The 16,470-nt window shown below is 72.5% G+C and carries 15 protein-coding genes; 8 read left to right on the forward strand and 7 right to left on the reverse strand.

Going from position 1 to position 16,470, the window contains the following annotated elements:
* Nucleotides 1-74: 74 nt before the first annotated feature.
* Genes ACFC79_RS04215 through ACFC79_RS04225 form a run of 3 tightly spaced genes read left to right on the forward strand, consistent with a single transcriptional unit; the run spans nt 75 to nt 3,744 of the window.
* Nucleotides 75-1,028: a DUF1177 domain-containing protein gene (locus tag ACFC79_RS04215; protein WP_376234979.1), complete on the forward strand. Its 954-nt coding sequence runs from the start codon at nt 75-77 to the stop codon at nt 1,026-1,028.
* The gene (locus ACFC79_RS04220) at nt 1,028-2,419 is read left to right on the forward strand and encodes a cytosine permease (protein WP_376234982.1); all 1,392 of its coding nucleotides are present in this window, start codon (nt 1,028-1,030) and stop codon (nt 2,417-2,419) included. Before ACFC79_RS04215 ends, ACFC79_RS04220 begins: the two co-directional genes overlap by 1 nt.
* Entirely contained in the window at nt 2,416-3,744 is a 1,329-nt protein-coding gene (locus ACFC79_RS04225) for a M20/M25/M40 family metallo-hydrolase (RefSeq protein ID WP_376234984.1), read from the forward strand. Before ACFC79_RS04220 ends, ACFC79_RS04225 begins: the two co-directional genes overlap by 4 nt.
* A gap of 123 nt (nt 3,745-3,867) precedes the next feature.
* On the opposite strand, the gene ACFC79_RS04230 is transcribed toward ACFC79_RS04225, so the two are convergent.
* Nucleotides 3,868-4,971 carry a DUF4037 domain-containing protein gene (locus tag ACFC79_RS04230; RefSeq protein ID WP_376234986.1) on the reverse strand — a complete coding sequence of 368 codons (1,104 nt, stop codon included), beginning with the start codon at nt 4,969-4,971 and terminating at the stop codon, nt 3,868-3,870.
* Nucleotides 4,972-5,375: 404 nt separating this feature from the next.
* Between ACFC79_RS04230 and ACFC79_RS04235 the strand changes: the two genes are divergently transcribed.
* The 4 genes from ACFC79_RS04235 (at nt 5,376) to ACFC79_RS04250 (ending at nt 9,213) form a co-directional block, all read left to right on the forward strand.
* Nucleotides 5,376-5,963, forward strand: a complete 588-nt coding sequence (locus ACFC79_RS04235; protein ID WP_376235787.1) for a class I SAM-dependent methyltransferase — start codon at nt 5,376-5,378, stop codon at nt 5,961-5,963.
* A gap of 158 nt (nt 5,964-6,121) precedes the next feature.
* Entirely contained in the window at nt 6,122-7,063 is a 942-nt protein-coding gene (locus tag ACFC79_RS04240) for an N-acetylmuramoyl-L-alanine amidase (RefSeq protein ID WP_376234989.1), read from the forward strand.
* 186 nt (nt 7,064-7,249) lie between these two features.
* Entirely contained in the window at nt 7,250-8,083 is an 834-nt protein-coding gene (locus tag ACFC79_RS04245; protein WP_376234991.1) for a hypothetical protein, read from the forward strand.
* Nucleotides 8,084-8,205: 122 nt separating this feature from the next.
* Complete coding sequence (locus tag ACFC79_RS04250; RefSeq protein WP_376234993.1) at nt 8,206-9,213, forward strand: LLM class F420-dependent oxidoreductase; 1,008 nt, start codon at nt 8,206-8,208, stop codon at nt 9,211-9,213.
* 46 nt (nt 9,214-9,259) lie between these two features.
* On the opposite strand, the gene ACFC79_RS04255 is transcribed toward ACFC79_RS04250, so the two are convergent.
* The 6 genes from ACFC79_RS04255 to ACFC79_RS04280 form a co-directional block, all read right to left on the reverse strand.
* Nucleotides 9,260-9,943 carry a VOC family protein gene (locus tag ACFC79_RS04255; RefSeq protein ID WP_376234995.1) on the reverse strand — a complete coding sequence of 228 codons (684 nt, stop codon included), beginning with the start codon at nt 9,941-9,943 and terminating at the stop codon, nt 9,260-9,262.
* 4 nt (nt 9,944-9,947) lie between these two features.
* Nucleotides 9,948-11,045, reverse strand: a complete 1,098-nt coding sequence (locus ACFC79_RS04260) for a PHP domain-containing protein (RefSeq protein ID WP_376234997.1) — start codon at nt 11,043-11,045, stop codon at nt 9,948-9,950.
* Between the two features lie 219 nt (nt 11,046-11,264).
* A complete protein-coding gene (locus tag ACFC79_RS04265) occupies nt 11,265-12,041 on the reverse strand; it encodes a maleylpyruvate isomerase family mycothiol-dependent enzyme (RefSeq protein ID WP_376234999.1) in 777 nt (258 codons plus the stop codon).
* Nucleotides 12,042-12,182: 141 nt separating this feature from the next.
* Nucleotides 12,183-13,253 carry a prenyltransferase gene (locus ACFC79_RS04270; protein ID WP_376235002.1) on the reverse strand — a complete coding sequence of 357 codons (1,071 nt, stop codon included), beginning with the start codon at nt 13,251-13,253 and terminating at the stop codon, nt 12,183-12,185.
* Nucleotides 13,250-14,065: a methyltransferase domain-containing protein gene (locus tag ACFC79_RS04275; protein ID WP_376235004.1), complete on the reverse strand. Its 816-nt coding sequence runs from the start codon at nt 14,063-14,065 to the stop codon at nt 13,250-13,252. The genes ACFC79_RS04270 and ACFC79_RS04275 overlap by 4 nt, the downstream gene beginning before the upstream one ends.
* An 84-nt stretch (nt 14,066-14,149) precedes the next feature.
* Nucleotides 14,150-15,481: a glycosyltransferase family 4 protein gene (locus ACFC79_RS04280; RefSeq protein WP_376235005.1), complete on the reverse strand. Its 1,332-nt coding sequence runs from the start codon at nt 15,479-15,481 to the stop codon at nt 14,150-14,152.
* 240 nt (nt 15,482-15,721) lie between these two features.
* Here ACFC79_RS04280 and ACFC79_RS04285 point away from each other — a divergent pair, with 240 nt between their 5' ends.
* Nucleotides 15,722-16,327: a TetR family transcriptional regulator gene (locus ACFC79_RS04285; protein ID WP_376235007.1), complete on the forward strand. Its 606-nt coding sequence runs from the start codon at nt 15,722-15,724 to the stop codon at nt 16,325-16,327.
* Nucleotides 16,328-16,470 lie beyond the last annotated feature (143 nt).

Genomic DNA, 16,470 nt, shown 5'->3' on the forward strand with positions numbered 1-16,470 from the left:
TCCCCCGTCGGGCGTCGGCCCGGGTGACCGGATCGCGCCGTCCCGGGTGTCCGGATGAGTGAGAAAGGCCCCCCATGTTGAAGTACGTGCTGGACATCGTCGATCTTCTTGACGATCCCCAGGTCAATGGCAAGGCCGTAGCCGGGTACCTCGACTCCGTCAGCGGCGCCGAGGGCGCGTCCGCGCAGGTCACGACGGTCGTCGGCGAGCGGGGCTCGACGGACTTCGTGATGGTCCGCATCCCGGGCTCGCGAGGACGCGCCTCGGGCGGCGACGCCCGCACGCTGGGCGTGGTGGGCCGGCTCGGCGGCATCGGTGCCCGGCCCGAGGTGACCGGCATGGTCTCCGACGCGGACGGCGCCGTCGCGGCGATCGCCACCGCCGCGAAGCTGCTCGACATGCGCCGCCGCGGCGACGTGCTGCCCGGCGATGTGATCGTCGCCACCCACATCTGCCCGAGCGCGCCGACCGAGCCGCACGACCCGGTGCCGTTCATGGGCTCGCCCGTGGACATCGCGACGATGAACCGCCACGAGGTGACCGACGAGATGGAGGCCGTGCTCTCCATCGACACCACCAAGGGCAACCGCATCATCAACCACAAGGGCCTCGCCCTGTCGCCCACCGTCAAGGAGGGCTGGGTGCTGCGGGTCAGCGAGCGGCTCGGCGAGCTGCTGGCCGTGGTGACGGGTGAGCCGTTGGTCACGTACCCCGTGACCACGCAGGACATCACCCCGTACGGTAACGGTGCACACCACATCAATTCGATCCTGCAGCCCGCCACCGCGACGGCCGCCCCGGTCGTCGGCCTGGCCATCACCTCGGCCGCCGCGGTGCCGGGCTGCGGTACGGGCGCGAGCCACGAGACGGACATCGCGTCCGCCGCCCGCTACGCCGTCGAGGTCGCCAAGACCTACGGCGGCGGCCACCTGGACTTCCACGACGCGGTGGAGTTCGACAACCTCGTCAGCCGTTACGGGTCGCTGGCTCACCTCCAGACCCTCGGCCGCACACCCCAGGAGTCCTGATGGCAGCCACCCCGCAGGCCGAGACCGCGGCCCACGAGTCCAAGGCCATCGGCAGCGACGACTACTCGCTCTCCCGCGTCCCGCGCGACAAGCGGTTCGGGTTCTGGTCCATGCTGCTCCAGTGGCTCGCCCAGTCCGGCTCGATCTCGCAGTTCACCCTCGGTGCCACCATCGGCGTCGGCATGACCTTCGGCGACGCCTTCCTCGCCTTCACCCTCGGCGCGGTGATCCTGGAGATCGTGATCTTCGCAATCGGCCTGGCCGGTATGCGCGAGGGCCTGGCGACACCCATGCTGACCCGCTGGGTCGGCTTCGGCCGCAACGGCTCGGCGCTGGTCAGCTTCGTCATCGCGGTCAGCCTGGTCGGCTGGTTCGGCGTCCAGAACACGATCTTCGGCAACAGCGTCTCGGCGCTGGTCGGCGGCCCGGCCTGGATGTGGTGCGTGCTCGCCGGCATCGCCATCACCGTGCTGGTGATCTTCGGCTTCACGTACATGGCCACCTTCGCCAAGATCGTCACGCCGCTGTTCTTCGCGATGGTCGCCTGGTCGGTCATATCGACGCTGAAGGACCACTCCCTCAGCGATCTGATCAACTCCCCGCCGCCCGGCCAGACGATCCCGCTCGCCGTCGCCGCCACCGCCATCGCGGGCGGCTACATGACCGGCGCGATCGTGTCCCCGGAGATGACCCGGTACAACCGGAAGGGCTCGCACGTCTTCCTGCAGAGCGCCTCGTCGATGATCCTCTCCGAGTACATCGTCGGCCTGACCGGTGTGCTGCTCGGCCACCTGGTGAAGAGCAGCGAGGTCTCGCACATCGTGCTCTCCACCTCCGGCGCCTTCGGCGTGATCGTCGTCCTGATGTCCACCGCCAAGATCAACGACTGGAACCTGTACGGCTCCTCGCTCGGTGTCGTCAACTTCTTCCAGGTCGTCTTCGGCAAGCGGATGCACCGCGGCGCGGTCACGGTCGTCCTCGGCATCGCGGGCACGGCCCTGTCCGCGGTCGGGATCATGACCCACTTCACGGAGTTCCTCTCCGTCCTCGGCGTCGCCATCCCGCCCATCGGCGGCATCATCGTGGCCGAGTACTGGATCGTGAAGCGGATGCGCAAGCCGCTGGACGAGACCCGCGAGTCGGAGACCCTGCCGAAGTCCTCGCCGACCTGGGTCCCGATGTCCCTCGTCATCTGGATCGCGGCGTTCTGCGTCGGCAAGTTCTACGACGGCGGCATCCCGGCCCTGAACTCGCTGGCCACCGCCTTCGTCCTGTACAGCGTCCTCGGCCTGCTGGGCTGGGTGAAGCCGTACGGCACCTCCACCCTGGACGACGACGGGGCGACCGACGCCCCCGCCGCCCGTGACACCACCCCCGTGGGAGCAGCATGAACACCCCCGACCCCACCTCCCCGCTCGCCCCGGCCTCCGACCTGGCCCAGGACGAGGTCGTCGAACTCTGCGCCGAACTGATCAGGTTCGACACGTCCAACCCCACCAGCGACGAGCGCGCCTGCGCCGACTGGGTGGTGGGCCGCCTCGCCGAGGTGGGCATCGAGTCCGAGCTGATCGAGTCGGCCCCCGGCCGGGCCAGCGTGATCGCCCGGATCGCGGGCAGCGACCCGGAGCGCGGCGCCCTGCTGGTCCACGGCCACCTGGACGTCGTCCCCGCGGACGCCGCCGAATGGCAGGTCCCGCCGTTCTCCGGCGAGATCCGCGACGGCTACCTCTGGGGTCGCGGCGCGATCGACATGAAGGACACGGTGGCCGTCATGCTGGCCACCGCCCGCCACTTCGCCCGCACCGGCACCGAGCCGTCGCGCGATCTGGTCCTCGCCTTCCTCGCCGACGAGGAGGCGGGCGGCAAGTTCGGCGCCCACTGGCTGGTCGAGCACCGCCCGGAACTGTTCGCCGGGGTCACCGAGGCGATCGGCGAGGGCGGCGGCTTCTCCTTCGCGATCGACGACACCCGTCGCCTCTACCCGATCGAGAACGCCCAGCGCGGCATGGCCTGGATGGAGCTCACCGCCACCGGCCGGGCCGGCCACGGCTCGTCCCCCAACGACGAGAACGCGGTCACCGACCTCGCCGAGTCGCTGACCCGCATCGGCCGCGAGACCTTCCCGATCCGCCTGATCGAACCGGTCCGCGCCCTGCTGGAGGAGGCGGCCCGCCTCTACGGCGTCGAGTTCGACGAGAACGACATCGAGGGCAGCCTGGCACGCCTCGGCCCGGTCTCCGACTTCATGCAGGTGGTGCTCCGCAACTCCGCGAACCCCACCATGTTCGACGCCGGCTACCAGACCAACGTCATCCCCGGGAAGGCGACCGCGCGGGTGGACGGGCGCTTCCTGCCCGGTCATGAGCAGGAGCTGATCGACACCATCGACCGGCTGATCCTGCCCTCGGTCACCCGCGAGTGGGTCAACCACGACATCGCGATGGAGACCACGTTCGACGGCCCGCTGGTCGACGCCATGTGCGCGGCCGTGCGCGCCGAGGACCCGGACGGCCACCCCGTCCCGTACTGCAACCCGGGCGGGACCGACGCCAAGGCGTTCACCCACCTCGGCATCCGCTGCTTCGGCTTCAAGGGCCTGAAGCTTCCGCACGACCTGGACTACGGCCGCCTCTTCCACGGCGTGGACGAACGCGTCCCGCTGGAGGGCCTGCGCTTCGGCGTCCGCGTCATGACCCGACTCTGGCAGAGCTGCTGACCTCCATATCGCAGCCCTGCCGGGATGCCCCGACCCGGGCTCACCCCTCGTACGCCCCCGCCGGACGGATGCCCCGCCCGGCGGGGGCGTACGGCATGACGGGCCTGCGGCCCCCGCGCCGGTTCACGGCCCCGGGGCGTCGAGCACGGCCCGGACGACGGCCCGTGCGGACTCCGGGCGGGTGAGGACCTCGGTGCTGTCGACGAACTGGTCGACGGCGCCGCCCACCGGGAGGGCCCGCACGCCCGGGTCGGTGATGCGGGCGGTGAGGGCGGCGGTGAGGCGTTCGGCGTGCAGCACCCGGAACGGGCGGCTGTGGTACGGCCGGGTGGCCGGGTCGACCGGGTCGGTGAGGGCGAGCCGGTTGTGCAGGGCCGCGACCGTCTCGTAGGCGCGGCCGAGGTGGGATTCCCGGGTGTGCCAGTCGGTGGCGGCCAGCGCGGCGGTGAGATGCGGGGTGAGGACGGCCGCTTCGGACGTGCGGGCGAAGGCGGAGCCGAGCCATTTGCCGTACGGCGGGTAGCGGCGGTCCATCAGCAGGCACAGCCGCATCAGATCGCGCACCAGCCGGGCGGCGACCACGGCCGATCCGAGTTCGTCGCCGACCTCGCCGCAGCGGCCGACGAACGCCTCCTCCTGGGAGATCCGCTGCCACTGGCAGGCCAGCACGTGGAGCCAGAGGTCGTGCGGATACCAGTCGAGAGCGGCCCGGGCCGGGCCGAGCCGCCCGAGCCCGTCGTGGAAGACGGCGCCCGCTGTCGTCTCGGCGAGGCGCTGGGTGGGGGCGGCGAGCCAGTCCTCCGTACCGACGCCCTCCCCCGGATCGAAGCCGAGCCGCGCGACGAACCAGGCCGACGGGTCGGTGATCTCGACCCGGTGCCGAACGGGTCCGTCGGTCGCCCGCATCACCCCGATGCCCGTCTCGCCGGTGGCGGCGAAATGGGTCGGGTAGCCGCAGACGCTCTTCGGCAGCCGTTCGGACAGCAGGGCATCGATCCGCTCGCCGTGGCGGTCGATGTCCTCGGGGCTCAGGAAGACCTGGACGCGCGGCCCCCAGTCGTGGTCCGCCGAGCGGGCCGTGTCGTAGCCGAGGACTTCCGAGCCGCTGCCGATCCGAGCTGCGGAATGTACAAGTCCGGGGACCGCCTCCGCCAGCAGTGGGCGCACGGCTTCGACGTAGAAGCGGCGGCAGAGCTCCAGACCGGGCAGAAAGGAGGGAGCGTTCATACCGCGCAGGGTGCCGGAGCGGTGGGCGGTACGTCGACGGTTTTTCCGCCCGGACGCCGTCCGGCACGCGTGGACCCGCACCCGTCACGTTCGCGTCGTTCCCGTGACACGGCCTCGGGTGCTCCACGACTGGTGGTCCACCGGCGAACGGCGGTCGGCGGTCCGCGTGACGTGCGGCGCCGCGGTCCGTGTGGGGTACGCGCCCCCGCCCGCGCCGCCGGATCGGGCGTACGGCACGATGAAGCGCCGTCCGACGCGCACCCGTGCGCCACATCCGGCCCTCCCGGGCCACCTAACAACTTACGGAGGAACCCGTGCCCGCCGAGTCCGTCGCCGAGCCGTCGCCGGAGATTGCCGAGCCGTCGCCGGAGATTCTCGCCGCCTTCCAGGCCGCCAAGGGCTTCATGCCGGTGGTCGAGGGGGTGGCGCTGTACCGGGCCGCCGTCGAGGGCGCCGCGCTGGGACTGCCTCTGCTCGAAGTCGGGACGTACTGCGGGCGTTCCACGATCCTTCTCGCCGATGTCGCCCGCGCGGCGGGGCTGACGGCGCTGACCGTCGACCACCACCGCGGCAGCGAGGAGCAGCAGCCGGGCTGGGAGTACCACGACCCGACCGTGGTGGATCCGGAGGTCGGCCGGATGGACACGCTGCCCACGTTCCGCCGGACCCTGCACGCGGCGGGGCTGGAGGACCACGTCGTGGCGATGGTCGGACGGTCCCCGCAGGTCGCGGCCGTCTGGGGCGGGCAGTTGGGCTTCGTCTTCATCGACGGCGGGCACACCGACGAGCATGCGAACGGCGACTACGAGGGCTGGGCGCCGCATGTCGCCGAGGGCGGGCTGCTGGTGATCCACGACGTGTTCCCGGACCCGGCGCACGGCGGCCAGGCCCCGTACCGGATCTATCTGCGTGCGCTGGCCTCCGGCGCGTTCACCGAGGTGTCGGTCACGGATTCGCTGCGGGTGCTGCGGCGTACCGGTCCGGGCATCTGACGGACGGTCGAACGGCCTGCGGGCGCCTGGCCGGGCCGGGCGAGGGGCGGGCACGGGCCGGACCACCGGGAGCCCGGCCCGCCCGGTACGGTGCCGGGCGCGGGACCCCGGCGTCCGGCGTCCGGCCCGGCCGGTACGCGCCCCGATAGCATCGCGGGGTGCCGTACGACGAGAGCGTTCCCCCCACACCGCGCCGCCGGCCCCTGTTCGCCGCCGCCGCGCTCGCCGCCGTGTGCCTGTCCGCCGCCGGCTGCGGCGCGGGCGGAGACGACGGGCCACAGGCCGCGCCCCGGCCCGGCGGCGACGGTTCCGCCGCCGCACCGCCGACGTCGCACGATGCCCCGGCGCCTGGGAGGGCGCCCGCACCGCCCGCACCGTCCCATGGGTCCTCGGCGTCCGCGAAGCCGGCGGACCCGCCGGTCTCCGGGCCGCTGTCCGGGAAGACCGTGGTCATCGACCCGGGGCACAATCCGGACAACCATCTGCACACCCGTGAGATCAACCGCCGGGTGGACATCGGCAGCACGCGCAAGGAGTGCGACACCACCGGGACATCGACCGACGCCGGTTACGCGGAGGCCCGCTTCACCCTGGACGTGTCGCACCGGGTGCGGGATCTCCTCCGGGCGCAGGGCGCGAAGGTCGTGCTCACCCAGGACGGCGACCGCCCGTACGGGCCCTGTGTGGACGAGCGTGCCCGAATCGGCAACGAGGCACGGGCCGATGCGGTGGTGTCGGTGCACGCGGACGGTTCCGCAGTCGGCAACCGCGGATTCCATGTGATCCTCCCCGGGCCGGTGCGTGCCGGGAAGGCGGACACCACGAGGATTGTCGAACCGTCGCGCGATCTCGGCACCAGGATCGCCGGCCTCTTCGTCCGCGATACCGGAAGTGCGCCTTCCAACTACATCGGCGGCGGAAGCGGGTTGGACACGCGCACGGATCTGGGCGGACTGAATTTGTCGACCGTACCCAAGGTCTTCATCGAATGCGGCAATATGCGTGACCCGAAGGACGCTGCTCTGCTCACCGCCGCGGACTGGCGCCAGAAGGCGGCGCAGGGCATCGCCGACGGCATCAGCAGCTACCTGAAGGGGTAGCAAGAAGGACGTTCCGACGTGAAACACGGGGAAGAGCGTCCGAGTTCCGGGCAGGATCACGCCCCGCCCCGGCAGACGATAGATTCATCCGTACGATAGGGAGCCACCCCCGAGCTTCGCACGCCGTGACCGCCCCCCTGGCGGTGCGGCGACCACCCGACGAGACGATCGACTAAGGACCTTCACGTGAATATGCGCTCCCTCACTCGAGGCGACGGCGTGGTGATCGGAGCAGCGGTGGTGCTGTTCATCGCCTCTTTCCTCCACCTCAACGGTTACACGTGCCCCGCGGGCCTCAACTGCTCCGGCTACTCGGCCCCGAACGCCTGGGACGCGCTCTCGGTGCTCATGAGCATCTTCCTGGGCGGCATCATCGCGGCGGCGCTCGTCGTGGTCGGCCGCACGATGCCGAGCCGCAAGGTGCTCGGCCTGGAACTCGGCCAGCTCGGCACCGCGTTCAGCGTCTTCGTCCTGTGGACGGCGTTCTGGACGATGATCGACGCGAGCAACGCGGGCGCCGGTCTGATCCTCGGTCTGATCGGTGCGATCCTGCTGGCGCTCGGCGCGGTCGGGACCCCGCTGATCCCGGCGCTGCGGGCCCCGCTGATGGGCGCCCCGCGCCCGCAGGCGGTGCAGTCGCCGTACGGCGGTCAGCCGCAGGCCGGACAGGGTTACGGCTACCCGGGCGGCCAGCAGCCGTACGGCGCGCAGGCGGGTCAGCAGACGCCCTACGGTGCGCAGCCGCAGGCCGGTCAGCCGCAGGCCGGGCAGCCCGACGCGCAGCAGAGCCAGGCGGGCAGGACGGCCGGTGCCCCGGCCGACGACTTCACCCCGTTCTGGTTCGCGGTGCCGGTGGCGCGCCCGCTGTACGGCGAGGACGGTTCGCCGTCGCCGATCGCCGAACTGGCTCCGGGTACCTGGTACCTCGCGGTCGAGCAGCGCGGGTCGGCGCTCATCGCCCAGACCCAGGACGGCCGTCGCGGGGTGCTCCAGGACACCACGAACATCCAGCGCGGCTGATCCCGCCCGCATCTCGGCACGAACAGCGGCCCCCCGCCCTTCCGGGCGGGGGGCCGCTGCCGTACTCTCCGTCTGCGTCAGCTATCTGACGAAGCATCAGAATCGAAGTGGGAGGCGGCGGCATGCGGCTCGGACTCGCGCTCGGATACTGGGGCCGCGGCCCGAATGCGGGCCATCTGGAGCTCGCCGGGGAGGCGGAACGGCTGGGCTACGCGTCGGTGTGGACGGCGGAGGCGTGGGGGTCCGACGCGTTCACCCCGCTGACCTGGATCGCCGCGCACACCTCCCGTATCCGGCTGGGCACCGGTATCGCGCAGATGGCGGCGCGCACCCCGACCGCGACCGCCATGCAGGCCCTCACCCTCGACCACCTCTCCGGCGGCCGGATGATGCTGGGCCTGGGGCTGTCCGGGCCCCAGGTGGTGGAGGGCTGGTACGGGCGGCCGTTCCCGAGCAGCCCGTTGACCGCGACCCGCGAGTACGTCGACGTGGTCCGGCAGGTCCTCGCCAGAGAGGCCCCCGTCGCACTGGACGGGCGGTTCCACCCCCTGCCGTACGACGGCCCGGACGCCACGGGCTTGGGAAAGCCGCTGAAGTCCATCACCCATCCGCTGCGGTCCGGACTCCCCGTACTGCTCGGGGCGGAGGGACCGAGGAACATCGCGCAGACCACCCGGATCGCCGACGGCTGGCTGCCGCTGTACTGGTCGCCGATGCGCACCGATGTGTACGAGGCGTCGCTCACCAACCTCCCCGACGGTTTCATGATCGCGCCGATGGTCCGCGCGTCGGTCTGCGACGACGTCGCGGAGGGGCTGCTGCCGGTGAAGGCGATGCTCGGCTTCTACATCGGCGGGATGGGGCACGCGGCGCGGAACTTCCACGCGGATCTGATGGCCCGGATGGGGTTCGAGGAGGGGGCGCGGCGCATCCAGCGGCTCTTCCTCGAAGGGCGCCGGAAGGAGGCGGTGCTGGCGGTGCCGGACGCCTTCGCCGACGAGATCTCGCTCGTCGGGCCGCGTGAACGCATCGCGGAGCGGCTGGAGTCGTGGCGCGCGGGTCCGGTGACCGATCTGCTGGTGACGGCGCCGGATCCGCATACCCTGCGGGTGCTCGCGGAACTCTGCTGAGGAGTCGCGGCCCCGCTCGTGACGGGCTCCGCGACGCCACCGGCCGTCACGGGCGGTCCGGGTCGGTGGGCCAGGGCGCTGTCCCGACGGCCGGTGCGGCGGCCCGGGCCGCCGGGCGCACGAGTCCCGGACCGGCGGCTCCCGGACGGTCGGGGTCCGTCGGCCAGATACCGGTCCCGATCCCGGCCGCCGCCGCGCCGACCGGTGCGGGCCGGGCACGGCGCCGGGCGGCGGTGCGCTCCCAGGGCTGCGGGTCGGGGTACGTCAGGAGTTCCAGGGTGCTGCCCCACGGGGTGCGCAGATAGGCGAACCGGTTGTGCTCCCCCGCCTCGGGGCCGGGCAGCGGCCGGGGTCCGGCGAGGAGCACGGCGCCCGCGGACACGCAGTCCCGCACCGCCGCGTCCAGGTCGTCCGCGTAGAGCGCCACGTGCTGCCATCCGAAGTCGCAGGGCCGCACGGGCGGTTCGCGGCGCGGCCCCTGGAACTCGAAGAGTTCGATGCCCGGCCCGTTGCCGGGCAGGGCCAGCATCCTGATCGCCAACTGCTGGGTACCGGCGGGGACACCGAGCAGCCGCTCGACGTCCGGGCCGCCGTTCGGTCCGTCCTGGCGGCGCAACGCGTCGTACAGCACCTCGGCGCCGAACGCCCTGGCGAGGAAGAGGGTGGCGGTCTCCAGGTCGGGGACCGTGACCCCGATGTGGTCGATGCCGCGCACGGTTGTGGCCGTCATGGGTTCACCGTTCCTGTCCCGGGGCGGCGCCGACCGTCCCGCGCGCCCCGTCCGCCCCGTCCGCCCCGGTGCGGGCCGACCGGGGGATCGTGCCCTCGCGCGCCCATGTCGACAGTTCGTCGGCCGACCAGGTGGTGACCACGCGTTCCGCCGGTACGTGGCACTCCTCGGCGCGGGCGCAACCGTGGATCTGCCAGTCCAGTTGTCCGGGCGCGTGCGCGTCGGTGTCGATGGCGAACAGCACACCGGCGTCGACCGCCGCGCGCAGCAGCCGACGGGGCGGGTCCAGCCGCTCCGGTCTGCTGTTGATCTCCACGGCCGTGCCCGCCTCCGCACAGGCGGCGAAGACCTCGTCGGCGTCGAACCGCGATTCGGGACGGCCGCGCCCGGTGATCAGCCGCCCGGTGCAGTGGCCGAGGACGTTCGCCCATGGATGGCGCACGGCGGCGACCAGGCGTCCGGTCATCGGTCCCGGGTCCATCCGGAGCTTCGAGTGCGCGGAGACCACGACGACGTCCAGCCGGTCCAGCAGGTCGTCGTCCTGGTCGAGGGAGCCGTCCGGGAGGATGTCGCACTCGATGCCGGTGAACAGCCGGAACGGCGCCCACCGGGTGTTGAGCTCGGCGACCTCGTCGAGTTGCCGGCGCAGGCGGTCCGGGGAGAGCCCGTTCGCCACGGTCAGCCGGGGCGAGTGGTCGGTGAGGACCGCCCAGTCGTGGCCGAGCTCGGCGGCGGTGCGGCCCATATCCTCGATCGGGCTGCCGCCGTCCGACCAGTCCGAGTGCAGGTGGCAGTCGCCGCGCTGGAGGGCGAGCAGGGCGGTGCCGTGCTCCGGGCGCGGCGCGGCGGCGGCCGACTCCTCCAGCCGGGCCAGATAGCCGGGCAGCCGCCCGTCCACCGCCTCGCGGATCACCTCCGCGGTCCGCGGCCCGATGCCCCGGACCGACTCCAGCGAGCCGTCGCCCGCACGCCGTGCCGCCTCCCCGTCCGCCATGGCCGCCACCACGTCGGCGGCCGTGCGGAACGCCTGGACGCGGTAGGTGTCGGCGCCGCCGCGTTCGAGCAGGAAGGCGATCCGTTTCAGGGCACGCACGGGCTCCATCGGCACCTCCACGGGGCCGCCGGGTGCCAGGGGGTGTCCGGCACATGCCTGCGGCGTCGCGCCCAGGCGCCGGACACCCCCCGGGGCTCTCCCCTCCAGCTTGGCCCAGCACGGCCGGACCCGCACAGCGGCAGCGGCAGCGGCAGCGGCAGCGGCAGCGGCACAACGCCGGGCGGCCCGCCGAAGGCCGCCTGCCGGAGGCCGCCCGGCGGATCCGGGTCAGCCGAACGTGGTGTGCTCCAGCCAGAAGTCCAGCAGCTCCGCGTCCCCCAGCACCTCGACCCGGTCGCTGTCCGCCGGAAGGCGCCGGTTGAAGACCAGCATCAGGTCGGTGAGCGGGCCGCGCAGCGCCACGGACGCCTTCCCGTGGGCGCGCCGCCACGCGAAGCCGTCCTCGCCGAGTTCGATCAGCCACTCGGCGTCCGGGGCGTCCGTGGCGTGCAGGTGGATCGAGCGCCCCGGTCCGGTCAGACGGGCGGCCTTCTCGTTCCCGGCGGCCTGCACGAACGAGACGATCTCCAGCCACTCGTCGATCGTGTCGGCGGCGAGCTCCGGCGCCACCTCGTAACCGGCCCGGACGGTGAGCGCCGCGTCGGCCTGGTGGACGATCGTCTCGTGCGCCATGCGGCGCGCCCAGAAGCCGGTGCTGTGCTCCCAGGCCCAGGACCACACCTTCAGGTCCTCCCCGGCCGCCCGCAGCGCCTCCACCGTCCCCGCGGCGCCCTCGGCCAGCCAGGCGTCGAGCACGGCGGGGTCGTCGCCCCCGGGCCTGACGTGCGGTACGTCCTCCGGCCGCACGGCTTCGGCGGCCCGGGTGCGGACGATCTCACCGACCCAGCGGTGGGCGCCGCCGACATGGCCGGCGAGGTCGCGCAGGGTCCAGTCGGGGCAGGTGGGCACGGTCGCGCCGAGATCGGCACCGCGCAGCACGTCCCGCAACGCGTCGGTGCGGGTGATGATCTCGTCGCAGTAGAGGTCGTGCGCAAGTGATCCCATGAATCGCACCCTAGTACGGGCGCCACGTCGAACTCTCGCATTTGCGGGTGGGCTGTGCGGTGCCGGGCGCCTTGTCGCGGACCTCCGCGTCGGCACAGCGGCGGCGCCGGTCACCGGCCGGTGCCGCCGTGCCGACGGGAATCAGCAGCAGTCCGGTTCCAGTCCGCGCGGCAGCCGTTCGCCGCCGAACACCGCGGTGGTGGCCTCGTCGCCGCCGAGCGCGGCGACCGCGAGCAGCAGCGAACCGGCCGTCCAGGTGGTGAGTTCCTGGGGCCAGAAGTCCCGGTCGCCCTCGAAGACGTACCCCGTCCAGTACATGCCGCCCTCGGCACGCAGGTGCCCGATCGACTGGAGGATCTCCAGCGCCCGGTCGGACTCGCCCATCGCCCAGAGGGCCAGGGCGAGTTCGCAGCTCTCGCCGCCGGTCACCCAGGGGTTGGGCAGCACGCAGCGGACCCCGAGGCCGGGGACGACAAAGCGGTCCCAGCCCTCGTCGATCCGCTCCCGCGCGTCCTGCGCGTCGAGCACCCCGCCGAGGACCGGGTAGTACCAGTCCATCGAATAGCGGCTCTTGTCCAGGAAGCGTTCCGGGTGACGGCGGATCGCGTGGGCCAGCGCGCCGGTCGCCAACTCCCAGTCGGGCTGCGGCTCCTCGCGTCGTTCGGCGATGGCCAGGGCGCAGCGCAGCGCCTGGTGGATGGAGGAGCAGCCGGTCAGCAGCGCGTCGGGGACGGGGGTTCCGTCGGCCTCGCGCTTCCAGCCGATCTGGCCACCGGGCTGCTGGAGCCGCAGTACGCACTCGATCGCCGCGTACACGGTGGGCCACATCCGGTCGACGAAGGCGTCGTCGCCGGTGGCCAGGTAGTGATGCCAGACGCCGACGGCCACGTAGGCGCAGAAGTTGGTCTCCAGGGCGCGGTCGGTGGGCCGGTCCGGGTCGCCGTCGTGGTAGGCGGCGTACCAGGAGCCGTCGCCGTTCTGGTGCCGGGCCAGCCACGTGTAGGCGCGTTCCGCCGCGTCGTGCTGGCCCGCGGCGTCGAGCGCCATGGCGGCCTCGGTGTGGTCCCAGGGGTCGAGGTGGTGGCCCCGGAACCAGGGCAGCGCGCCGTCGTCGCGCTGGACGGCGAGCAGCGCGGAGACGGTCTCGGCGGCCTGCTCGGCGGTGAGGACTCCGGGCAGGACGAGGTGTTCGGTCTGCTCGGGTGTGGTCACGCCTCGGCCCCGGGGGATTCCTCGGCGAGCACGTCGGCGGCGGCAGCGGCATCGGTACCGGTTGCGGCGGCATCGGTACCGGCAGCGGCGGTCGCGGGCAGGTGCGGCTTGGTGGCGTAGGCCACGAAGCTCTTGCCGACGACCGGGTTGAGCAGCTGTTCGGCGACCCGGGTCGCCATGGGCTTCTTCATGATGTCCCAGACCAGCAGCTTGTGGTACGCGCGGACCGGCAGGGCCTTGTCGTTGTCGACGCCGAAGGCGCACTTGAGCCACCAGTACGGGGCGTGCAGGGCGTGGGCGTGGTGGGTGCCGTACGGCTTGAGACCGGCCCCGCGCATCTTCGCGAGCAGTTCGTCGGCCCGGTAGATGCGGATGTGGCCGCCCTCGACCTCGTGGTAGGCGTCGGAGAGCGCCCAGCAGACCTTCTCGGGGCCGTAGCGCGGCACGGTGACGGCGATCCGGCCGCCGGGCCGCAGGACCCGGACCATCTCGGCGAGCACGCCCTTGTCGTCGGGGATGTGCTCCATCACCTCGGAGATGATCACGACGTCGAAGGACGCGTCGGGGAACGGCAGGTTGAGCGCGTCGCCCTCCATGGCGGTGGCGGTGGCGCCCTCGGGGGCCTCACCGGCCTCCTTCATCGCGGCGAACCACTTCGCGACCTCGCGGATCTCCTCGCCGTTCCGGTCGAGGGCCACGACCTGGGCGCCGCGCCGGTAGCACTCGAAGGCGTGGCGTCCGGCGCCGCAGCCCAGGTCGAGCACCCGGTCGCCTGCGGCGAGCGGGAAGCGGGTGAAGTCCACGGTCAGCACAGGTGCCTGCTTTCGCGGTCGAGAGGGGTCGGTGGGCAGGGACGACGGGAACGGGTACGGCGGGGGCGGGCGCGACCGACCGGGTCAACGGCGTCTGCCCCGGCCGGTGTCGGCGGCCCGGGCGGCGATCGCCTCGCGGTAGCGGGCGGCGGTGCCGAGGGCGGCCTGCTTCCAGGTGAACCGGGCGAGCACCCGGGCCCGGCCCGCGGCGCCGAGCCGGGTGCGCAGTTCCGGGTCGCCGAGCAGGCGGCCGAGTGCGTCGGCGAGCGCCCCGGCGTCGGCGGGCGGCACGGCGAGGCAGGTCTCGCCGTCCGGCCCGGCGACCTCGGGGATCGCGCCGCCGGTGGTGGCGACCAGGGGGGTGCCGGTGGCCATGGCCTCGGCGGCCGGCAGGGAGAAGCCCTCGTACAGGGAGGGGACGCAGGCGATCTGGGCGCTGCGCACCAGGTCGACGAGTTCGGCGTCGCTGACGCCCTTGACGAATTCGACGGCGTCCTGGAGTCCGTGCCGTTCGATGGCCTGCGCGACCGGCCCGTCCTCGGCCCGCTTGCCGACGACGACGAGGTGGACGCGTTCGTTCCCGGTGCGGAGTTTGGCGAGCGCCTCGACGAGGTGGACCAGGCCCTTGAGCGGGACGTCGGCGCTGGAGGTGGTGACGATCCTGCCGGGTATCTCGGCCACCGAGGGGTCGGGGGACCAGAGATCGGTGTCCGCGCCGATGTGGACGACGTGGATGCGGTCCGGGCGCACCCCGAGATGGTCGACGATCTCCTGCCGGGAGGAACCGGAGACGGTGAGCACGGACGGCAGCCGACGCGCGACCCGCTTCTGCATGCGGGTGAAGCCGTACCAGCGGCGGACGGAGACACGTCGGCGGCGGGTCTCGGCGGCGTCCAGGTCCAGTTGGCGGTCGACCGTGATGGGGTGGTGGATCGTGGTGACCAGCGGGGCGCCGAGATCCGCCAACAGCCCGTAGCCCAGGGTCTGGTTGTCGTGGATGACATCGAACTCCCCGCGGCGGGCGGCGAGATGGCGGCGGGCGCGCAGGCTGAAGGTGAGCGGCTCGGGAAAGCCGCCGGTCCACATGGTGGCAACCTCGGCGGCGTCGATCCAGTCCCGGAACTCGTCGCGCCTCGGGGTGCGGAACGGGTCGGGCTGGCGGTAGAGGTCCAGGCTCGGCAGTTCGGTGAGCGGGACGCCCTCGTCGAGCACGGGGTACGGCTGGGCGCCGATCACCTCGACGCTGTGACCGAGGCGGGCGAGTTCGCGGCCGAGGTGGCGCACATAGACGCCCTGGCCGCCGCAGAAAGGATTTCCCTTGTAGGTGAGGAGTGCGATGCGCAACGGGCGGTCGTCGGACGGATCCGACGCGCTGCCGCCCGTGTGGGGGCCGGTCTCTATGGCCTCAGCGGTCACACTCGGCACCCTTCTCGCTGCGTGTTCGCCGGAGCGTAACCGCTCGCGCTAATCTAGAACAAGTTTCAGACTGGATCGTTCAATGAGCTACGAATCTACCGGCAGGTAGCGTCGGTGCAACGGCGGGACCGGGTGATTCGCGCCACGACCGACGCCCTGGCATGCTGTGCGCCGCCGGGAGACCGAGCACCTCCTTCCGGCTGCTTCCGGTCGCGGACAGACGCCATGGATGGGGGACACATGACAGCGGAGGCCAGACCGGCATCGCCGCCCCTGACCGAGCGTCAGGAGGCCCGTCGTCTCCGCATCCTGCACGCGAGCGCCCAACTCGCCGTCCGCGGCGGGTTCGAGGCGGTGCAGATGCGCGAGGTGGCCGAGGCCGCCGAGGTCGCCCTCGGCACCCTGTACCGCTACTTCCCGTCCAAGATCCATCTGCTGGTCGCCACCATGCAGGACCAGCTCCAGCGGATGCACACGACCCTGCACAAACGCCCCCCGGCCGGGGACGATCCGGCGCAACGGGTGGCCGACACGCTGATGCGGGCGTTCCGCGCGCTCCAGCGCGAACCGCACCTGGCGGACGCGATGGTGCGGGCGCTGACCTTCGCCGACCGCAGCGTCAGTCCGGAGGTGGACACGGTCTCGCGGATCACGACGGCGATCATCCTGGACGCGATGGGCCTGGAGCACCCGACGCCGGAGCAGTTGTCCGCGGTCCGGGTCATCGAGCACACCTGGCACTCGGCGCTGATCACCTGGCTGTCGGGGCGGGCGTCGATCGCCCAGGTGAAGATCGACATCGAGACGGTCTGCCGGCTGATCGACCTGACCGCGCCGGAGCGCTGACGGCGGCGGGTCCGCTCCCCGGGGGGTCCGTTTCCCCACGCCCGTTTCCCCACGGCCCGCTCTCCCAGGCCCCCTTCCCCACGGCCCACTCCCGGACCCGCTCCCCCACGGCTCGCTCCCCCACGGTCCGGGCCGCAAGGTTT

Origin of the sequence: Streptomyces sp. NPDC056061 (assembly GCF_042266885.1) — a bacterium.
In the GTDB taxonomy this organism is placed as follows: domain Bacteria; phylum Actinomycetota; class Actinomycetes; order Streptomycetales; family Streptomycetaceae; genus Streptomyces.

Bases quoted from the DNA above. Each gene is read 5' to 3' on its own strand.
- ACFC79_RS04230 (WP_376234986.1), bottom strand. From the start codon at position 4,971: ATGAACGCTCCCTCCTTTCTGCCCGGTCTGGAGCTCTGCCGCCGCTTC.
- ACFC79_RS04235 (WP_376235787.1), top strand. From the start codon at position 5,376: ATGCCGGTGGTCGAGGGGGTGGCGCTGTACCGGGCCGCCGTCGAGGGC.
- ACFC79_RS04265 (WP_376234999.1), bottom strand. From the start codon at position 12,041: ATGGGATCACTTGCGCACGACCTCTACTGCGACGAGATCATCACCCGC.
- ACFC79_RS04215 (WP_376234979.1), top strand. From the start codon at position 75: ATGTTGAAGTACGTGCTGGACATCGTCGATCTTCTTGACGATCCCCAG.
- ACFC79_RS04220 (WP_376234982.1), top strand. From the start codon at position 1,028: ATGGCAGCCACCCCGCAGGCCGAGACCGCGGCCCACGAGTCCAAGGCC.
- ACFC79_RS04285 (WP_376235007.1), top strand. From the start codon at position 15,722: ATGACAGCGGAGGCCAGACCGGCATCGCCGCCCCTGACCGAGCGTCAG.
- ACFC79_RS04225 (WP_376234984.1), top strand. From the start codon at position 2,416: ATGAACACCCCCGACCCCACCTCCCCGCTCGCCCCGGCCTCCGACCTG.
- ACFC79_RS04250 (WP_376234993.1), top strand. From the start codon at position 8,206: ATGCGGCTCGGACTCGCGCTCGGATACTGGGGCCGCGGCCCGAATGCG.
- ACFC79_RS04255 (WP_376234995.1), bottom strand. From the start codon at position 9,943: ATGACGGCCACAACCGTGCGCGGCATCGACCACATCGGGGTCACGGTC.
- ACFC79_RS04260 (WP_376234997.1), bottom strand. From the start codon at position 11,045: ATGGAGCCCGTGCGTGCCCTGAAACGGATCGCCTTCCTGCTCGAACGC.